This window comes from Streptomyces sp. NPDC006294 (genome assembly GCF_042870895.1).
Taxonomy (GTDB): domain Bacteria; phylum Actinomycetota; class Actinomycetes; order Streptomycetales; family Streptomycetaceae; genus Streptomyces.
This window is the reverse complement of record NZ_JBIAHV010000007.1, coordinates 127,956-145,792: the sequence shown is the minus strand read 5'-3', so window position 1 is coordinate 145,792 and position 17,837 is coordinate 127,956. Positions and strand designations below refer to the sequence as shown.

General features: G+C 70.9%; 19 protein-coding genes and 1 pseudogene. 8 read left to right on the top strand and 12 right to left on the bottom strand.

Annotated features, from left to right (window positions below):
• Positions 1-31: 31 nt before the first annotated feature.
• Positions 32-982, top strand: coding sequence for an SPFH domain-containing protein (locus tag ACFYOP_RS14285; RefSeq protein ID WP_356892528.1), 951 nt, complete (start codon positions 32-34; stop codon positions 980-982).
• Positions 979-1,224, top strand: a complete 246-nt coding sequence (locus ACFYOP_RS14280; protein ID WP_356892530.1) for a hypothetical protein — start codon at positions 979-981, stop codon at positions 1,222-1,224. The genes ACFYOP_RS14285 and ACFYOP_RS14280 overlap by 4 nt, the downstream gene beginning before the upstream one ends.
• A 227-nt stretch (positions 1,225-1,451) precedes the next feature.
• On the opposite strand, the gene ACFYOP_RS14275 is transcribed toward ACFYOP_RS14280, so the two are convergent.
• From ACFYOP_RS14275 to ACFYOP_RS14260, 4 genes and pseudogenes are all read right to left on the bottom strand, one after another.
• A complete protein-coding gene (locus ACFYOP_RS14275; protein WP_356892532.1) occupies positions 1,452-2,303 on the bottom strand; it encodes an FtsX-like permease family protein in 852 nt (283 codons plus the stop codon).
• Positions 2,304-2,326: 23 nt separating this feature from the next.
• Positions 2,327-2,475, bottom strand: a pseudogene (locus ACFYOP_RS14270) (ATP-binding cassette domain-containing protein); the annotation flags it as partial.
• Positions 2,472-2,996, bottom strand: a complete 525-nt coding sequence (locus tag ACFYOP_RS14265) for a PadR family transcriptional regulator (protein WP_356892534.1) — start codon at positions 2,994-2,996, stop codon at positions 2,472-2,474. The gene ACFYOP_RS14265 and the pseudogene ACFYOP_RS14270, both read right to left, overlap by 4 nt.
• Before the next feature lie 329 nt (positions 2,997-3,325).
• Positions 3,326-4,261 (bottom strand): LysR substrate-binding domain-containing protein, encoded by a 936-nt coding sequence (locus ACFYOP_RS14260; RefSeq protein WP_388451622.1) that lies wholly within the window; start codon positions 4,259-4,261, stop codon positions 3,326-3,328.
• Between the two features lie 142 nt (positions 4,262-4,403).
• Here ACFYOP_RS14260 and ACFYOP_RS14255 point away from each other — a divergent pair, with 142 nt between their 5' ends.
• On the top strand, positions 4,404-4,958 hold the full coding sequence (locus ACFYOP_RS14255; protein ID WP_356892538.1) for a peroxiredoxin: 555 nt from the start codon (positions 4,404-4,406) through the stop codon (positions 4,956-4,958).
• Positions 4,959-4,964: 6 nt separating this feature from the next.
• Entirely contained in the window at positions 4,965-5,498 is a 534-nt protein-coding gene (locus ACFYOP_RS14250) for an alkyl hydroperoxide reductase (protein ID WP_356892540.1), read from the top strand.
• 67 nt (positions 5,499-5,565) lie between these two features.
• On the opposite strand, the gene ACFYOP_RS14245 is transcribed toward ACFYOP_RS14250, so the two are convergent.
• The 5 genes from ACFYOP_RS14245 to ACFYOP_RS14225 all read right to left on the bottom strand — a co-directional run bounded on the left by ACFYOP_RS14245 (position 5,566) and on the right by ACFYOP_RS14225 (position 12,108).
• Positions 5,566-6,342 carry a hypothetical protein gene (locus ACFYOP_RS14245; protein ID WP_356892542.1) on the bottom strand — a complete coding sequence of 259 codons (777 nt, stop codon included), beginning with the start codon at positions 6,340-6,342 and terminating at the stop codon, positions 5,566-5,568.
• Positions 6,339-7,742 carry an AI-2E family transporter gene (locus tag ACFYOP_RS14240; protein WP_356892544.1) on the bottom strand — a complete coding sequence of 468 codons (1,404 nt, stop codon included), beginning with the start codon at positions 7,740-7,742 and terminating at the stop codon, positions 6,339-6,341. The genes ACFYOP_RS14245 and ACFYOP_RS14240 overlap by 4 nt, the downstream gene beginning before the upstream one ends.
• A gap of 161 nt (positions 7,743-7,903) precedes the next feature.
• Positions 7,904-8,605: a transglycosylase SLT domain-containing protein gene (locus tag ACFYOP_RS14235; protein ID WP_356892546.1), complete on the bottom strand. Its 702-nt coding sequence runs from the start codon at positions 8,603-8,605 to the stop codon at positions 7,904-7,906.
• Between the two features lie 419 nt (positions 8,606-9,024).
• Positions 9,025-10,347: a PhoH family protein gene (locus ACFYOP_RS14230; protein ID WP_356892548.1), complete on the bottom strand. Its 1,323-nt coding sequence runs from the start codon at positions 10,345-10,347 to the stop codon at positions 9,025-9,027.
• 999 nt (positions 10,348-11,346) lie between these two features.
• Positions 11,347-12,108: an isoprenyl transferase gene (locus tag ACFYOP_RS14225; RefSeq protein ID WP_356897301.1), complete on the bottom strand. Its 762-nt coding sequence runs from the start codon at positions 12,106-12,108 to the stop codon at positions 11,347-11,349.
• Positions 12,109-12,218: 110 nt separating this feature from the next.
• Between ACFYOP_RS14225 and mgrA the strand changes: the two genes are divergently transcribed.
• Together mgrA and ACFYOP_RS14215 are read left to right on the top strand one after the other, a co-directional pair.
• The gene (gene mgrA, locus ACFYOP_RS14220; RefSeq protein WP_356897299.1) at positions 12,219-13,256 is read left to right on the top strand and encodes an L-glyceraldehyde 3-phosphate reductase; all 1,038 of its coding nucleotides are present in this window, start codon (positions 12,219-12,221) and stop codon (positions 13,254-13,256) included.
• Between the two features lie 354 nt (positions 13,257-13,610).
• Entirely contained in the window at positions 13,611-14,780 is a 1,170-nt protein-coding gene (locus ACFYOP_RS14215; RefSeq protein ID WP_356897297.1) for a winged helix DNA-binding domain-containing protein, read from the top strand.
• A 19-nt stretch (positions 14,781-14,799) separates the two neighbouring features.
• Here the strand turns inward: ACFYOP_RS14215 and ACFYOP_RS14210 are convergent, their stop codons facing one another.
• On the bottom strand, positions 14,800-15,516 hold the full coding sequence (locus ACFYOP_RS14210; protein ID WP_356897295.1) for an A24 family peptidase: 717 nt from the start codon (positions 15,514-15,516) through the stop codon (positions 14,800-14,802).
• Positions 15,517-15,556: 40 nt separating this feature from the next.
• Between ACFYOP_RS14210 and ACFYOP_RS14205 the strand changes: the two genes are divergently transcribed.
• Both ACFYOP_RS14205 and ACFYOP_RS14200 read left to right on the top strand, forming a co-directional pair.
• Entirely contained in the window at positions 15,557-15,937 is a 381-nt protein-coding gene (locus ACFYOP_RS14205; RefSeq protein WP_356897293.1) for a DUF192 domain-containing protein, read from the top strand.
• 63 nt (positions 15,938-16,000) lie between these two features.
• The gene (locus tag ACFYOP_RS14200; protein ID WP_356897291.1) at positions 16,001-16,729 is read left to right on the top strand and encodes a hypothetical protein; all 729 of its coding nucleotides are present in this window, start codon (positions 16,001-16,003) and stop codon (positions 16,727-16,729) included.
• Here ACFYOP_RS14200 and ACFYOP_RS14195 read toward each other — a convergent pair whose 3' ends face one another.
• Both ACFYOP_RS14195 and ACFYOP_RS14190 read right to left on the bottom strand, forming a co-directional pair.
• The gene (locus tag ACFYOP_RS14195; protein ID WP_356897289.1) at positions 16,730-17,251 is read right to left on the bottom strand and encodes a hypothetical protein; all 522 of its coding nucleotides are present in this window, start codon (positions 17,249-17,251) and stop codon (positions 16,730-16,732) included.
• A 70-nt stretch (positions 17,252-17,321) separates the two neighbouring features.
• A complete protein-coding gene (locus tag ACFYOP_RS14190) occupies positions 17,322-17,669 on the bottom strand; it encodes a hypothetical protein (protein ID WP_388451536.1) in 348 nt (115 codons plus the stop codon).
• Positions 17,670-17,837: the final 168 nt, after the last annotated feature.

Sequence of the window (17,837 nt, the reverse complement as noted above, 5' to 3'; positions counted from 1 at the left end):
GGGCTCGCGCGACACGGAAACGGGGATGCCCATGCCTGTCACCAGCACGATCGACCACGAGAAGGGCCAGGCGGCCGCCACACCGGAGATGCCCAGGCCACAGGTCCGGGAGTTCGCCGCGCACAGCATCGGCGGCGGTCTCGCCCTCCTCCTCGGCCTGCTCGGACTGGCCGCCGGGGCGGTGCTCGTCATCGCGGCGACGGCGTTCGACTCCAGCGGCACCAAGGCCGTACTGATCATCGGCGGCATCCTGATCGGCATCGCCGCGTTCCTCGCCATGTGCGGACTGAACATGGTCGCGCCCGGCGAGGCCCGCGTCGTCCAGCTCTTCGGCCGCTACCGGGGCACGATCCGCACGGACGGCCTCCGCTGGGTCAACCCGCTCACCTCGCGGGTCAAGATCTCAACCCGGGTGCGCAACCACGAGACGGCCGTCCTCAAGGTCAACGACGCCTACGGCAACCCCATCGAACTGGCCGCGGTGGTCGTGTGGAAGGTCGAGGACACCGCGCAGGCGATGTTCGAGGTCGACGACTTCCTCGAGTTCGTCTCCACCCAGACGGAGGCCGCGGTCCGGCACATCGCCATCGAGTACCCCTACGACGCCCACGACGAGGAGGGCCTGTCGCTGCGGGGCAACGCGGAGGAGATCACCGAGAAGCTCGCCGTCGAACTGCACGCGCGGGTCGAGGCGGCCGGCGTCCACATCATCGAGTCCCGCTTCACCCACCTCGCGTACGCCCCCGAGATCGCCTCCGCGATGCTGCAGCGCCAGCAGGCGGGCGCGGTCGTGGCCGCGCGGCGCCAGATCGTCGACGGCGCGGTGGGCATGGTCGAGGCGGCGCTCACCCGGATCTCCGAGCAGGGCATCGTCGAGCTGGACGCGGAGCGCAAGGCCGCGATGGTGTCCAACCTGATGGTGGTCCTCTGCGGCGACCGCGCGGCACAGCCGGTCCTCAACACGGGCTCTCTCTACCAGTGACGCCGCCACCCCCCTCCGAGCGCAAACAGGTACTGCTGCGGCTGGACCCGGCGGTGTACGAGGCGCTGGCCAGATGGGCCGGCGACGAGCTGCGCAGCGCGAACGCGCAGATCGAGTTCCTGCTGCGCCGTGCGCTGGCGGACGCGGGACGGCTGCCGGGGGGTACCCGGCCGATCCCGGGACGGGGGCGGCCGCGGGGGGCGGCGGAGCCGCCGGGCCCGCCGGGGGGCGCGCCGCCGTAGGGGCCCGCTACGCGGGGCTTGTTCCCCACCCCGCCCCTTCCCGAACCGGGGCAGGCCCCCGGACCCCGTACGGCCTTCGGCCGTGCCCTCAATCGCCGGGCGGGCTGGATTTCGCTCCGCGAAATCAGCCCCCGCCGGCGATTGAGGCGCAGGTCCAGGCAGAGCCCGGTTGAGGGAAGAGGCGGGTAGGGGAACAGCCCGCCGCAGGCGGCACCGCCACCGCCGCGTCACTCCGTGCGCAACCCGTCCGCCCGCATCAGCCGCCACCAGAGCCGGCGGCGGCCCGGCGCCGACCGGCGTACGACGCCCAGCGGCTCCACCGTCACCGCGCGCATCGCGAACAGCGCCACCGCGACCGACGCCACGGGCACCGCGAACAGGATCAGCGCGGCGAGCAGCACCACCGGTACGACGTCGGAGGGGAACGCGCTCAGGTCCCACACCCGCACGGAGCCGGCGAGCGGCCGGGCCAGTGCGAAGATCCCGATGCCGGCGGCCAGGCCGAGCGCGGCCCCGAACAGTGCCTCGCCGGCCGCGATCCGGCGGGTCGTCCGGGCGTCCGCACCGACCAGTCGCGGCGCGGCGAGCCGCCGGTCGCGCTGCTCGCCGCCGAAGCGGACGGCGGTGGCGATGAAGACGGCCACCGGCACCAGCAGCACCACACAGGCCAGCACGAGCACGACGATCAGCACGGGATTCATCGGCTCGGCGCCGCGCCCGGCGCCGTAACCGTAACTGTCGGTCCGGACGGCGCCGTTGCCCGTGGTCAGCGTGGAGCTGCCCGTGCAGTAGAGCAGTTCGCCCGGGTCGAGGAGCCCCGCGTCGCCGATGAGGCCCGCGGTCCGGTGGGGCAGCCGCTTCGCGAGGAGCCGGCCCTCGGGCGACGCCAGCAGTTCGGCGAGCGCCGGCGACACGTACATCCCACCGGCGGCCGGGGCCCGTTCGAGCCCGGGCGGCAGCACCGGACGCGCGCCGTCGGGCCGCATGGCCACGCCGCCGACGGTCTCGCTCCGGTAGTCGGTGTCCGCGACGGCGATCACGACGGACCGGTCGCTGCGGGCGGCGGACTCGCCCGACACCAGGGCGTACGCCGTCCGCGCGGCAGCAGGGTCGACTTGCCGGACCCGGAGGGCCCCATGACGGCGACGACCTCGCCGGGGTGGACGGAGAACGAGGCCCGTCGAGCGCGGCGGTCGGACCGAAGGACTTGCGCAGATCCTCGGCGACCAGCAGGGAGCCGGAGGGGATCACGGAAGAACCTCCGCGGCGAGCCGGTCGAGCCGCGCGGCGGTCAGTTCCAGCCAGCGCAGATCGGCCTCGAGATGGAGCAGGGCGTGGTCGCAGATGAGCTGGTCGGCGAGGTCGCCGCGGCGCTTGCGATCGGTGAGCGCCCGCATCAGGCGCAGATGCTCCGCGCGCTGCGTGTCGAGTATGCCGTCGGCACGTCGGCCGGTCAGCAGCGCGAGGACGAGCTTGGTGTAGAGGGTCGACTGGAGGTACCGCTCCGGCTTCTCGGGCTGCGCGAGCCACTGCGAGACGTCGGTGATCCCGGCCTCCGTGATCGCATACCGCTTCCGCTCGGGCCCGGCGCCGGCCTCGACGCCGTCGACCTCGACGAGCCCGTTCTTGAGCAGGCGGGACATGGTCGAGTAGACCTGCCCGTAGTGGAGGGGGCGGTCGTGCCCGAACCTGTCGTCGAAGGCGCGCTTGAGGTCGTAGCCGTGGCGGGGGCCGGATTCGAGGAGCCCGAGGAGGGTGTGGCCGATGGACATGGGGGGCACTGTACACGGGGTGTATACCGTGCGCGTATAGCGAGCGCCGGGGGCCGCTGCGCGGGGCCATTTCCCCACCCCGCCCCTTCCCGAACCGGGCTCTGCCCGGACCCGCGCCTCAAGCGCCGGCGAGGCTGAAGCTGCCGGGCAACTCAAGCCCGCCCTGGGGATACCTGGCCACGGCCGCCAGGCCGTAGGGGGAGATCGAGGGCACGGCCGAAGGCCGTACGGGGTCCGGGGCCCGCCCCGCCACGCGGCGGAGCCGCACATCCGGTCAGCGGGAAGGGGTGGATAGGGGAACAGGCCCGCCGCAGGGGCGCCAAGCGCCCTCAGCCCGCCACCCGCACCGGCAGCCTGCCCATCGCCTCGCGCAGCGCCTCCGCGAGCTGCTCGAACTCGTCCGCCCGCGCCGAGCCCGACCGCATCGCCAGGGCGATGCGGCGCGACGGGGCCGGGTCGGCGAACCAGCCGGTGTGGAGGTGGCCAGCGCGGCCCGTTTCGACGTCGACCGCCGTGCGCGGGAGGAGCGTGACGCCGAGGCCGCCCGCGACGAGCTGGACGAGCGTCGCCAGGCCGGCGGCCGTCGTCGTCACGGGGCCGCCTTCCGTGCGGCCCGCCTCGCGGCAGATGTCGAGGGCCTGGTCACGCAGGCAGTGACCTTCGTCGAGCAACAGCAGGTGCAGTTCGCGCAGCGCCTCCCGCGGAATGTCGTGGCGGCCGCCGAGCCAGTGGTCCTCGGGTGTGACGAGGACGAAGTCCTCGTCGAAGAGCGGCAGCTCGGTGACACCCGGCACGCCCAGCGGCACCGCGAGCAGCAGCAGGTCGAGCCGCCCCGCGGACAACCCCTCCAGCAGGGAGGACGTCTGCTCCTCGTGCACCTGGAGGTCCAGCTCCGGGTACCGCTCGTGCACCAGCTTCAGCACCGTCGGCAGCAGATACGGCGCGACCGTCGGGATCACCCCGAGCCGGAGCACGCCCGTGAACGGGGCCCGTACCGCTTCCGCCTCCTCCATCAGCAGACCGACCGCGTCCAGCACGGCCTTGGCCCGTACCGCCAGCCGTTCGCCCGCCGGTGAGAGGAGCACCTTGCGGGTCGTACGCTCGAGGAGCTGGACACCCAGTGCCTCCTCGAGCGCGGAGACGGCGCCGGAGAGCGCGGGCTGACTCATCCCGATTGCTGCCGCCGCGTCCCGGAAGTGCAGATGCTCGGCCACGGCGGCGAAGGCGCGCAGCTGTGCGAGACTCGGCTGTTTGACCCTATTTATTGCAGCCACTGATAAGTACCTCCGATCGCGATGACCGAGTCTAGCTATTTCCGCGATCAATGCACTCTGTGCCACTATCAAGATCCGTCCAACCCCACCGGATGACCTCAAAAGGGAAATCCTGTTTTTGCAAGGAGAGCGCGTGCTCACTGTTGGTGACCAGTTCCCCACGTTCGAACTGACTGCCTGCGTCTCGCTGGAGAGCGGCAAGGAGTTCGAGGAGATCACCCACAAGTCCTACGAGGGCAAGTGGAAGGTCGTGTTCGCGTGGCCCAAGGACTTCACCTTCGTCTGCCCGACCGAGATCGCCGCGTTCGGCAAGCTGAACGACGAGTTCGCCGACCGTGACGCCCAGATCCTCGGCTTCTCCGGCGACTCCGAGTTCGTCCACCACGCCTGGCGCAAGGACCACGACGACCTGCGTGACCTGCCCTTCCCCATGATGGCCGACTCGAAGCACGAGCTGATGCGGGACCTCGGCATCGAGGGCGAGGACGGCTTCGCGCAGCGCGCCGTCTTCATCGTCGACCCGAACAACGAGATCCAGTTCACCATGGTGACCGCCGGCTCCGTCGGCCGTAACCCCAAGGAGGTCCTGCGGGTGCTGGACGCCCTGCAGACCGACGAGCTGTGCCCGTGCAACTGGACCAAGGGCGAGAACACCCTGGACCCCGTCGCGCTGCTGTCGGGCGAGTGATCCGCGATGGCTCTCGATGAACTCAAGGCCGCCGTACCGGACTACGCCAAGGACCTGAGGCTGAACCTCGGCTCGGTCATCGGCAACAGCGAGCTTCCGCAGCAGCAGCTGTGGGGCACCGTGCTGGCCTGCGCGATCGCCTCGCGCTCGCCGCGGGTGCTGCGTGAGCTGGAGCCGGAGGCGAAGGCCAACCTCAAGCCGGAGGCGTACACCGCCGCCAAGTCGGCCGCCGCGATCATGGCGATGAACAACGTCTTCTACCGGACCCGGCACCTGCTGTCCGACCCCGAGTACGGGACGCTGCGCGCCGGTCTGCGGATGAACGTCATCGGCAACCCGGGTGTGGAGAAGGTCGACTTCGAGCTGTGGTCGCTCGCCGTCTCCGCCATCAACGGCTGCGGCCAGTGCCTCGACTCGCACGAGCAGGTGCTGCGCAAGGCCGGTGTGGACCGCGAGACGGTCCAGGAGGCCGTGAAGATCGCCGCGGTGATCCAGGCCGTGGGCGCCACGCTCGACGCCGAGGCCGTCATCGCCGAGTAGTACGCCCCGCACAGGGGCGACAGCAGGGGCCCGCCGGTCCGGAAACGGATCGGCGGGCCCCTTCCCGCTACGACTCGGAAGGCGTCTCGGCGCTCTTCAGTTCGGCCATCAGCGCCCTCATGTCCTGGACCATGACCGGCTGGAGTTCGGACACATCGGTCAGCGGCTCCCCGGACTCGGGGTCCCAGTCGCTGCCGACGCTCATGGTGAACACCGCCTGGCCGTCCAGGATGTGCAGGGTGGACGAACCACCCACCGGCTCCTCTGTGATGAAGGCCCGTTCCCCCAGACCGTCGATCCGCCGCAGCGGGACGGTCTCCTCGCCCTCGCCGCCGGTGTCGCTCCGCGCGAGGACCCAGCCCTCGAACTCGGGCCCGGGATCGGTCTTCCTGTGCAGCGTGTAGCTCAGGGAGACATGGGGGAACGACGACAGCTCGTTGCCGTCCTCGTCCGTCTCCACCACATGGCCGGGCGGCCGCAGGTCGGTGTAGCACCATGACTCGTGGAGGCTCTCGTGCTCACTGCCCATCCCGCCGATCCCGTTGTCCGCGCGCTTGCCCACCACGGCCGCCAGGCCCTCGAGCGCCGCGTCGGCGCAGAGGTCCTCGCTCGCCCGGTAGCCGCCGAGCTCCGGGTCCCCGTATCCGTACGCGAACAGTCCGGCCGCCCACACCGCCGACGCGACGACCGCGCCGCCGAGCGCCCACAGCCACGCGGGGCGCGACGGGCGCGGGACGGCGGGGGCGTCGCCGTCCGCCACCAGGTCGTCGGGGGACGGCCGCCGCTGAGGGAGTTCGGCAGCGCCGAAATGCCCGTCGGGCACCATCTCCGGCTCTGAGATCACCGCTCCTCCCGTTCCACGGCGGCGTCCGCCGGCGCGGGCGCGGCAGCCGCGTCGAGGGAGGTCGAACCGTGCGGCGGCGGCGAGAGACGCAGCGCCTGTTCACTCCCGTACACGTTGAGATAGGCGACCACCGTGTTGGTCACGGCCACCAGCGGCACCGCGACCACCGCACCGCCGATGCCGGCGATCAGACCGCCGGACGCGACGGCGAGCACCACGGCGAGCGGGTGCACCCGTACCGCGCGGCCCAGGATGAACGGCTGGAGCACATGGCCCTCGATCTGCTGTACGGCGAGGACCACGACCAGCACCATCAGCGCGGTGAACACGCCCTGGGTGACCAGGGCGACGACGACCGCCAGCGCGCCGGAGACCACTGCGCCGACGAGCGGGATGAAGGCGAAGAGGAAGATGAACACGGCCAGCGGCACGGCCAGCGGGACGTCGAGGAAGTAGAGCCCGAGGCCGATGAAGATCGCGTCGATCAGCGCGACTATCACCGTGCCGCGGACGTACGCCGTCAGGGTGCGCCAGGCGCGCGGGCCGGCGCCCGCGACTCCCGGGCGGGCCACCGACGGTACGAGCTTCAGCACCCACTGCCAGACCCGCTTGCCGTCGTACAGCAGGAACAGCGTGGAGAACATCGCCAGCAGTATCCCGGTGAGCACCTCGACCATCACGGTCACGCCCTGCAGACCGGCAGTGGTTATCTCCTCCGTGTTGGTGCCGATCGTCTCGCTGAGATTCTCCGCGATGTCGTTGATCTGACTTTCTGTCACATGGAACGGGCTGTCGAGCAGCCAGCGCTTGAGCTCCTCGATGCCGTCCCTGACCCGGTCGGAGAGGTTGTCGAGGTTCTCCATGACCTGCCAGACCACGAACCAGCCGACCAGGCCCATGATGACGAAGCCGAGGATCGCGGTCACGGCCGTGGCCAGTCCCCGCGGCAGCCCGAGCCTGCGCAGCCGGCCCACCGTCGGCTGGAGCATCGCGGTGACCAGCAGGGCCGCCACGAACGCCAGCACGACCAGCTGCACGGCACTGATGACCCTCATCAGCACCCAGAGGGTGCCCGCCAGGACGAGCAGCCGCCAGCCGGCCTCCGCCGCGACCCGCATCCCCCACGGGATCACGGCCGCCGCGTCGGGCTTGGCCGCGACGGCGGGGGCGTACGAGGGCGGCGGCGGAACGCTCTCCCGGGGCGGTACGGCGCCAGGGAGGTCAGCCCCGGTGGCCGCCACGGGCTCCAGGTCCGCCACGGGCTCCAGGTCCGCCGCGGGCTCCAGGTCCGCCGCGGGCTCCAGGTCCGCCGCGCCCTCCGAGCGGCGCTCCTCCAAGCGCTCGCTCATCCGGGTCAGCCCGGCGCCGACGCGGGCGAGCCATCCTGGAACCTTCGACATGATGCTTCCTCTTCCCCCGCGACTCTCCCCCTGCGCCTGGGGGCGCGGGGTGGTGGCCCCCACCCGGGATTATCGGATCCCGACCGTACACGCACGGAGCCCCTCACCGTAGGACGGTGAGGGGCTCCGGAAAGTTGAGTCCCCGGCGGACCGGTACCCGACTAGTACCAGCGGTTCGCCTGCCAGAAGGACCAGGCGCCGCACGGGCCGCCGTAGCGGTTCTCCATGTAGTTCAGGCCCCACTTGATCTGGGTGGCCGGGTTGGTCTGCCAGTCGGCGCCGGCCGTCGACATCTTGGAACCCGGCAAGGCCTGGACGAGACCGTACGCACCCGAAGACGGGTTCTGCGCCCGGTAGTTCCAGCTCGACTCGTGGTCCACGATGTTGCTGAAGCACTGGAACTGGTCGGCGGGCACCATCTGTCGCGCCATCGCCTGAACCTGAGCGATCGTGTACGACGACTGCGCGGAGAAGCTGGACGCGTCACGGACGGCGCTGCGGTTGGCCCGCGCCTCCGCCGCCTCAGCCTCTGCGCGTGCCTTCTCCGCACGCTCCTCGGCGGCCTCCTTCTTGGCCGCCGCGGTCTTCGCGGCCTGAAGACGCGCCGATTCCTCGGCTGCCTTCTTGGCGGCCGCGTCCGCGGCGGCGGCCTGGGCGTCGGCCTGCTGCGCCAGGGACGACACCTGGATCTGGGCCTGCTCACCCATGGGAATGTCCGCGAGGAGCGTCGTGTCGGCAGCGGTCGCCTCGAGGCTGTCGCCCGAGGGCTGAGTGTTGCCCGACGCGACGCCGACGACGGCGCCGACGGTGGTGACCGCAGTCGCCGAGGCGACTGCGAATCCCCGGACCGAGATCCGGCTCACACGGTTTCCTTCCAGCATGCCCGCTTAGGTGACCTCGCGAGCGCAATCGTGCCCCTGGCGCTGGCCTCCCACTGCTTGGGTCACGGGAGGCGCGGACCCGGCGGGGCAACTCCACGGGGAAGCTGCCACGTTGTACTCGCGGGCGGCATACGACGGACAAGTCTTGAGTTGTGTGGTGCTGTGCACCGGTCGTGGTGCGGATGTGTCGCATGCGGGGCCTGACGGAAGCAAGACTCTGCCGGAAGCCGATACCGCAAGGCAATTCTTCGCTGAGTGTGAAAGCTCACACCCCGTTCACACCAGGGCTTTTGAGGGAAACGACGGACAGCGCGACGCCGCCCGGCTACGCTCGTGCGCTTTGCCGGGCGGCGTCAACCAGCTTGTCCTATTTGCCAGATAGGCCTACTGGCCCTATCGGATCAAATGTGCACGTCCTCCAGCATTTCGGTCACCAGGGCGGCGATCTGGGAACGCTCGGAGCGCGTCAGGGTGACATGCGCGAAGAGCGGATGCCCCTTCAACTTCTCCACGACGGCGACCACTCCGTCGTACCGGCCGACCCGCAGATTGTCCCGCTGGGCGACGTCATGGGTGAGGACGACCCGGGAATTCGCCCCAACCCGGGACAGAACCGTCAAAAGCACGTTCCGTTCCAGCGACTGGGCCTCGTCGACGATGACGAACGCGTCGTGCAGGGAACGGCCGCGGATGTGGGTCAGCGGCAGAACCTCCAGCATCCCGCGGTTCAGGACCTCCTCGATGACCTCACGGCCGGCCACCGCGGACAGCGTGTCGAAGACCGCCTGCGCCCACGGGCTCATCTTCTCGGCCTCGGTGCCCGGCAGATAGCCGAGCTCCTGCCCGCCCACCGCGTACAACGGCCGGAAGACCATCACCTTCTGATGCTGCCTGCGCTCGAGGACCGCCTCCAGGCCCGCGCACAGCGCCAGCGCCGACTTGCCGGTGCCGGCCCGGCCGCCCAGCGAGACGATGCCGACCTCCTGGTCCAGCAGCAGATCGAGCGCGATGCGCTGCTCGGCGCTGCGGCCGTGGATGCCGAACACCTCACGGTCGCCGCGCACCAGACGGACATTGCCCTCCGGTGTGACACGGCCCAGCGCCTTGCCGCGCTCCGACTGCAGCACCAGACCGGTGTGCACGGGCAGCTCGGCCGCCTCCGGCACGTACAGCGTCTCCTCCCCGTACAGCAGGTCGACCTGCTCCGCGGACAGCGGCAGTTCGGACATACCGGTCCAGCCGGTGTCCGTGATGGCGAGCTCCGCGCGGTACTCCTCCGCGAGCAGGCCGACCGACGACGCCTTGATGCGCAGCGGCAGGTCCTTGGACACGACCGTCACGTCGTACCCCTCGGCCTGCAGATTGCGCGCGACCGCCAGAATCCGTGAGTCGTTGTCCCCCAGCCTGAAGCCGGCCGGCAGCACGCCGGGATCCGAGTGGTTGAGCTCGACACGGAGCGTGCCACCGAGGTCGCCGATCGGCAGCGGCGCGTCGAGACGGCCGTACCGGACGCGGAAGTCGTCGAGCAGGCGCAGCGCCTGCCGGGCGAAGTAACCGAGCTCCGGATGGTGCCTCTTGGCCTCCAGCTCCGTGACCACGACGACGGGCAGCACGACTTCGTGCTCGTCGAAGCGGCTCATCGCGTTCGGATCCGCCAGCAGGACGCTGGTGTCGAGAACATAGGTGCGCCTGTCGTTCATACGGCGCTTTGTGCTGTTCACCACGGAAGGACGTACCCCCTCGGACGAGGTCGGGGTGCGACGGCGTCGCGGGCCATGGGTCCGCCCGCCGAAGCGGGCGACGGGCCGGGCTCAGGCCACGATGCGCGGGCCGAGCTCCGGCCCTCCGCGTGGTCCGCACCGCTGGTGCAGTCCTTCGTGTGCAAAGGGCCTCCCGGGTGAGCGGTGTCGGCCGCTCACTGAGATACGACGTTCGTGGATCGGACGTCGACCTGCATGGGGTATGCCCTCGAACAGGTGCGGCCATGCCGGGGGTGGGGGGTCACCTCTATGAACAGGAGGTGACGGCGGGTGAGGGCGCGCGCTGCGCGGGGGCGTGTTCCCCTACCCTCCCCTCCCTCCCCCTGCGGCCTGGCGGCCGCGGGGGGACCCCCACCTTCCCGAACCGGGGGCGCTGCTCCCGGGCCCCTGCGCCTCAAACGCCGGCGGGGCTGGGAGCTTGCCGGTCCTGTCGGGGCTCCGCCCCGAACTGCGCGCCTCAAACTCCCCCTACGGCCTGGCGGCCGTCGGAGGTGCCCCCAGCGAGGCTTGAGCTGCCCCCGTCAGCGCCCTTGTCTCGCGCAGCGAGAGCAGGCCTGCCCGGCGGGCTGATTGCCGCGCAGCGGCAACTCAAGCCCGGCCTGGGGCGCTCCCCCTACGCCTGGCGGCGTGGGAGGGGCCCCCGCCCACGGCCGCCAGGCCGTAGGGAGAAATTGAGGCCACCGCGCGGAGCGCTGTACCGGGCCCGGGCGACGCCCGGCCCACCCACCCAGCGGTCACCACGCCCGGTGACGGAGCACCAAGCCACGCCCGAAGCGGCGGGGTACGCGCGCAGCCCAGCGCGCCCGGCGCAGCGGGCACGCGCCCCGGCGCAGGCGGGGTCCGGGCGCGCAGCCCCGAGCGTCGCCCAGAGGGAGACCGGGTCCGGGGCGCAGCCGCGCCACGCGGCGGAGCCGTACATCCGGCACAGCGGGAAGGGGCGGGGAGGGGAACCCCGCCCCGCCGTCACGACCCGTAGCGCCGATGCCTCGCCGCGTAATCCCGCAGCGCACGCAAGAAGTCGACCTTCCGGAACGCCGGCCAGAAGACTTCGCAGAAGTAGTACTCGGAGTGCGCGCTCTGCCAGAGCATGAAGCCCGACAGCCGCTGCTCCCCGCTCGTGCGGATCACCAGGTCCGGGTCCGGCTGCCCCCGGGTGTACAGGTGCTCCGAGATGTGCTCGACGTCGATCGTCTCCGCGAGCTCCTCGAAGCTCGTGCCCTTCTCCGCGTGCTCCAGCAGCAGCGACCGCACCGCGTCGGCGATCTCCTGGCGGCCGCCGTAGCCGACGGCGACGTTGACCAGTATTCCGGGGACGTCCGCCGTGGCCTGCTCGGCTTCCTTCAGGACGGTCTGCGTGTGCGCCGGGAGCAGGTCCAGCGTGCCCACGTGGTGCACGCGCCAGCGGCCGTCGGAGGCCAGGTTGCGCACGGTGTTCTCGATGATGCCGAGCAGCGGGGTGAGCTCCTCCGGCGGACGGTCGAAGTTGTCCGTGGAGAGGAGCCACAGGGTGACGACCTCGACGTCCGTCTCCGCACACCAGCCCAGCAGCTCGGAGATCTTGTCGGCACCGGCCTGGTGTCCCTGTGCTGCCGTGCCGCCCGACGCCTTGGCCCAGCGGCGATTGCCGTCGAGGATCACCCCGATGTGCTTGGGCACCTGGGCATGGTCGAGGCGGCCTTCCACCCGGCGTGCGTAGAGCCCGTACACCAGGTCGCGCAGGTTCACAGTTCTTTACACCCCTCCGTGCGGCAGTCCCCCCGAAGCCGCAACAGTACTGCGGGCCGGTGACAGCGGCCCAACCCGGTGTGTCACAAGTCCGTGATAAGGAGGGAAGCGTGACTGATACCCCTTACTACCTGGCTGCCGCCGACCGCTACGAGTCGATGGAGTACCGGCGCTCCGGTCGCTCCGGCCTCAAGCTGCCGGCCCTCTCGCTCGGCCTCTGGCACAACTTCGGCGACGACCGGAGCCTCGTCTCGCAGCGTGCGATCCTGCGCCGCGCCTTCGATCTGGGTGTGACCCACTTCGACCTGGCGAACAACTACGGGCCGCCCCCCGGCTCCGCCGAGCTGAACTTCGGCAAGATCTTCGCGCAGGACTTCACCGCGTACCGGGACGAGCTGATCGTCTCCACCAAGGCCGGCTATGAGATGCACTCCGGCCCGTACGGCGAGTGGGGCTCGCGGAAGTATCTGCTCTCCTCGCTGGACGCGTCCCTGAAGCGGATGGGGCTCGACTACGTCGACATCTTCTACTCGCACCGCTTCGACCCCCACACCCCGCTCGAGGAGACGATGGGAGCGCTCGCCTCCGCCGTCCAGCAGGGCAAGGCGCTGTACGTGGGCGTGTCGTCGTACAACGCGGAGCAGACCGAGCAGGCGGCCCGGCTGCTGAACGAGATGGGCGTCCCCGCCCTCATCCACCAGCCCTCCTACTCGATGATCAACCGCTGGATCGAGAACGACGGCCTGCTCGACACGCTGGAGAACGCCGGCATGGGCTGCATCTCCTTCGTGCCGCTCGCCCAGGGCCTGCTCACGAACAAGTATCTGAAGGGCATCCCGGAGGGCTCGCGCGCCACCCAGGGCAAGTCGCTCGACCCGAACCTGCTCTCCGACGAGGTGCTGCGCCGGCTGCGCGGGCTGAACGACATCGCCACGCGCCGCGGCCAGTCGCTGGCCCAGCTGGCGATCTCGTGGGTGCTGCGCGACCCGCGGATGACGTCGGCCCTGATCGGCGCGTCGAGCGTGCGGCAGCTGGAGGAGAACGTCGCGGCCCTGGCCGGCGCGCCGCTCACCGACGCGGAGCTGGAGGAGATCGACACCTTCGCCGTGGACACGCAGGGCACCAACATCTGGGCCGGTCGCAGCTGACCCCTTCCGGGCCGGGACGGCCGGGAAAAGAAAACGGGCCGGTCCGTGGGGGGGGATACGGACCGGCCCGAGGGGGGGTTTCCACCATAACCCTTCGTAAACGGTGGCGCGTGCCACGCCATGCCGGAAGTCCGCGCCGAATTCGCCGCGGGGCGGGGACGGCGGTGCACAGGACGGCGCGGAGGCGGTGCGGTACCGGGCCCGACGCCCCGGAGACGTACCTCCGACGGGGGACCCCGGCGACGAGGCGCCGCATTGACGAACGCAGTGACGCTGCGTCAACTCCTCGGTACACCCGGCTCATCGAGCCATGGCGGACAGTTTCTGACCTATAGCCCTCCTACCGTCTCCCCCATGACGACGCCCCATGTGACGTGGACCCGCGCGAACGCCCGGCGACTGGCCCGCCAGGGTCTGGCAGGCCGCCCGGAGCAGGCGGGGCCCGACTCGCCCGCCCGGGTCACCGGCGCGATGCTCGGCGCGCACGCCCAGGTGCTGTCCGCCGCGGAACTGTCGGTCGCCCTGCGGCTGCCTGCCGGTACGACCCGGGCGGACGTACGCCGGGCGCTGTGGACAGACCGGACGCTGACCAAGACGTACGGCCCCCGCGGCACCGTCCATCTGCTGCCCACGGCGGACCTCCCGATGTGGACGGGCGCGCTGTCCGCGAGCCCGGCCGGGCCGAACCCGTGGCCCCAGGACGTACGGATGACTCCCGAGCAGACCGACGAGGTCGTCGCCGCCGTCCGGGACGCGCTGGCGGGCGAGCCCCTGACGGTCGACGAACTGACGGACGCGATCGTCGACCGCACGGGTCCGTGGGCCGGCGACCGCGTCATGGAGGCCTTCCAGGACAAGTGGCCGCGCTGGCGACAGGCGGCCCACACGGCCGCCCACCGCGGGGCGCTCGCCTTCGGCCCGAACCGCGGCCGCAAGGTCACGTACACGACCCCCGGCGTCACCCCGATGGACGGCCCCGTCGCCGTGGCGGCGCTCGTGCAGCGCTATCTGTACGCGTACGGCCCGGCCACGCCCGCGCACTTCGCCCGGTGGCTGGCGGCGCCGAGGACGTGGGCGTCCGGGGTGTTCGGGGACCTGGCGGCCGTCGGCCGTATCGAGCAGGTCACCCTGGAAGGCGACCCGGCCTGGGCCGTCGCCGGCGACACCGACTTCCCCGACGCCGCGCCGCCGCCCTGCGTACGGCTCCTCCCTTACTTCGACGCGTACGTCGTCGCCTCCCGGCCCCGCGAGCGGCTCTTCCCCGGCGCGGCCTTCGACCGGGCGCTGGGCGGGGGCCAGGCCGGCAACTACCCGGTGGTGCTGGTGGACGGGATCGTGGCCGGCGTCTGGCACCAGCGCCGTTCGGGCCGACGCATCGCGGTGACGGTGGAGCCCATCGGCCCCGCGCTCCGGGCGGCCCGCGTCCGGGCGGAGCTGGCCGCCCAGGTTGACCGGGTCGGCGAGGTGCTCGAGGGCCGGGCCGAGCTGGCCGTGGGCCCGGTGGCGGTCGGACCGCACGCCTGACCGGGCGGCCGGGGCGTCGTCAGCCCCGCACCCCGAGTGCCCCCAGCAGCAGGCCCAGCCAGGTCCCCGCCAGCATGAACGGACCGAAGGGGATCGTGCTTCTGCGCCCGGCGCGGCGCAGGACGATCAGCCCGAGCCCGTACACCGCGCCGAGCAGGAACCCGGCGAAGGCGCCGGCGAACAGCACGGCCCAGCCGTACCAGCCGAGGACGACGCCCAGCGACAGCGCGAGCTTCACGTCCCCGAAGCCCAGGCCGCCGGGGTGGACCAGGAACAGCAGGAAGTACGCCGCACCGAGCGCCGGCCCGCCGAGCAGCGCCGTCTTCCACGAACCCGCCGCGTCCGACGCGAGCGTGGTGACACCGAGCAGGATCACCGCGCCGGCCGCCAGCGGCAGCGTCAGGTGGTCCGGCAGCCGGCGGACCTTCACGTCCACGAGCGCGAGCAGTACGGCGAAGGGCGCCAGTACCAGCCAGACCGCCAACTCGGGCCGCTCACCGACCGCCACGGCGAGGGCGGCGCAGACCGACGCGGTGACCGCCGGCGCGGCGAACCGCCCCGGCAGCGGTGCGGGACAGCAGGCCCCGCCCACCCACCCGCCGTACGGGTGCCCGGCCGGGCAGGCCGTACGCCAGGCATCCCCCGGCTCCACGGACAGCCGGTACACCGCACGGGGGCACAACCACCCGGCCCCGGCGCCCCACAGGGCGGCGACGACCACCAACGCTGCTTCCACGCCCCTGACCCTAGGCCGACCAGGCGTTACCGTGAACGCCATGAAGCGGCGGCAATGGCGCGACGGCACCGGCACGTTGACGGTCGACGGCCGTCCCGTCGCCCCCGTCGAGATCGCCGCCGGCTACCGGACCCGCCGCCGGGGCCTCCTCGGCCGGGACGGCGTCGACGGCGCGATGCTCCTCACTCCGTGCAGCGGCATCCACACGATCGGCATGCGCTTCCCCATCGAAGTGGCCTACCTGGACCGCGAGTTGCGCGTCCTCGCGGTCAGGACCATGCGCCCGGGGCGGATCGGGCTCCCGCGCCTGCGGGCGCGGCTGGTGCTGGAGGCGGCGGCGGGGAGGCTGTCGGCGTGGGGCGTGCGGACGGGCGCCGAACTGGCCGTCACTCCTCCCCGCGGCCCGCGTGCCACGGACTGAGCCGTACGGGTCCGTGCAAGGATCGGTCCCATTGCCCTCTGTTGTTCCGCCGAAAGGAAACCGGTGCTCGCCCGACGCTCCAAGTCCATCCTCCGCCCCTTGGCCCTCGCCGCCATACTCGCCGCTGCCGCGATCGGCTGCGGAGGCGGTTCCGACGCCGAATCCTCCGGTAAGGACTCCGGGGCCGGCGGCACGCAGGCGTCGGCCGCGACCCGCATCGAGTCGGTCAACAAGACCATGCGCGAGACCTCGTTCAGCTCCACCGGCACGACCACCGCCTTCGAGGGCGCGACGCAGAAGACCTCCTGGGACCCGGAGCAGGGCTTCCGCATGGAGGTCACCGGCGCGCCGCAGGCGGACGGCGGCGCGATGTACTGCAAGGACGGCACGAGCTACACCAGCGCGCCCCTGTTCGCCGCCATGCTGGCGGCGAAGGGCCAGCAGATCACCGTCCCGGAGCGACTCTCCGACGTCTACGTGTCCAGCGAGACCGGCGGGGACTGCGCCGCCTTCTTCGCCCTCGCCCCCACGGGCGAGTTCGCCCCGGCCAAGGACACGACGGTCGACGGCAGGAAGGCAGTCGCCATCGAGGTGTCCTCGGGCCCGGCGAACGACACCTACCTCATCAGCGCCGAGGCCCCCGACCATCTGCTCAAGCAGGAAGCGTCACGGGACGGCAAGACCAGCACGACGACGTACACCGACTTCGGCAAGCAGATGGACATCTCCATGCCGGCAAAGGACAAGACGATGACGATGGCGGAGTTCCGCACGGCGATCGGCGCGGGCTGACTATGGGGCCGATGAGTCGTCCGGAATCTTGATCGTCAGCGGTCCGCAGCCGAGACGTTGGGCCTCTGCCTTGACGTAGGCCGGGAAGACGCGGCGGATGAGAGTGAAGTCGCGGCCCGCCTTGCGTTCCTGCGCCATGAAGAGGACTGCGCCCTTGGGGCACTCGGCGCGGACCGCCGAGAACGTGGGCGAGTACGCCCCATTGGCCTCCGCCTGCCCGGTCACCTCGACCCGGCGACCACCGTGGATAGACGCCAGGCCAAGGGCGCCGGTCAGGTCCTCCTCCTCGATCGTCTCCAGCCGGAGCTGAGGCTCGATCGTGTGGCCGTAGACGATGTCGCAGGTACGAACCGGGCTGTTCTCGCCTGCCGACATCCGTATCCGGGCCTCGGATTCGACGTAGTACTCCGGCAGGGCCGCTCCCTGTGCACCGCACAGGGAGCGATCGGCGCCCACCGGCCGGTAGTCGGGTACCGCGGCCGTCGGGCCCGGCTCGGGCACCCGCGCCGTCTTTTTCGTCATCGCACTCGCGACATGAATCTATGGAGTGGCGGACCTTGCTTCGGATATGTCCGCGTCGGCTACAGCCGCATCATCCACCACACTTCAGCTTGACCAACTCAGGAATATAGAAACGCAGAAACTCCTCGATGGCCTTACGCTGCCCAGTCGACCCCTCGGAATCCTCACCTGGTGTGCCCACCTTCACAGTAGTCACCAAATAGGTTTCCCCGTTGCGCCGACAGGGAATCGACATGATCGCACCATCATCCGCAATGGCAATACTTTCGACCATGTCGATAGTACCGCTCTTCGGATTCTTGAGCTCAAGAGAGCTTTCCCTGGCAAATTCCAACACGTCAATTCTCCCGGAATCCCGATCATGAGCGATAGAGAGACCGTACCGACCGTCGACGTCGACGCTGCAACGCTCGCTCATGTCTGGCCTCAACCCGACATCTCTCACGTCTTGTGTCAGGTTTCTACCCGCCGGGAGGAGCGGCTTTACAAGCGAATGCGGCATTGCGACCTGACAGATCTCATCGGGGATACTGTAGTCATGTGAAGACCCTGGGGAGCAGGATGCAATACCTGCTACCGAAGCCAT

Bases quoted from the DNA above. Each gene is read 5' to 3' on its own strand.
- ACFYOP_RS14285 (WP_356892528.1), top strand. From the start codon at position 32: ATGCCTGTCACCAGCACGATCGACCACGAGAAGGGCCAGGCGGCCGCC.
- ACFYOP_RS14265 (WP_356892534.1), bottom strand. From the start codon at position 2,996: ATGTCCATCGGCCACACCCTCCTCGGGCTCCTCGAATCCGGCCCCCGC.
- ACFYOP_RS14250 (WP_356892540.1), top strand. From the start codon at position 4,965: ATGGCTCTCGATGAACTCAAGGCCGCCGTACCGGACTACGCCAAGGAC.
- ACFYOP_RS14240 (WP_356892544.1), bottom strand. From the start codon at position 7,742: ATGTCGAAGGTTCCAGGATGGCTCGCCCGCGTCGGCGCCGGGCTGACC.
- ACFYOP_RS14215 (WP_356897297.1), top strand. From the start codon at position 13,611: ATGACGACGCCCCATGTGACGTGGACCCGCGCGAACGCCCGGCGACTG.
- ACFYOP_RS14205 (WP_356897293.1), top strand. From the start codon at position 15,557: ATGAAGCGGCGGCAATGGCGCGACGGCACCGGCACGTTGACGGTCGAC.
- ACFYOP_RS14195 (WP_356897289.1), bottom strand. From the start codon at position 17,251: ATGACGAAAAAGACGGCGCGGGTGCCCGAGCCGGGCCCGACGGCCGCG.
- ACFYOP_RS14190 (WP_388451536.1), bottom strand. From the start codon at position 17,669: ATGAGCGAGCGTTGCAGCGTCGACGTCGACGGTCGGTACGGTCTCTCT.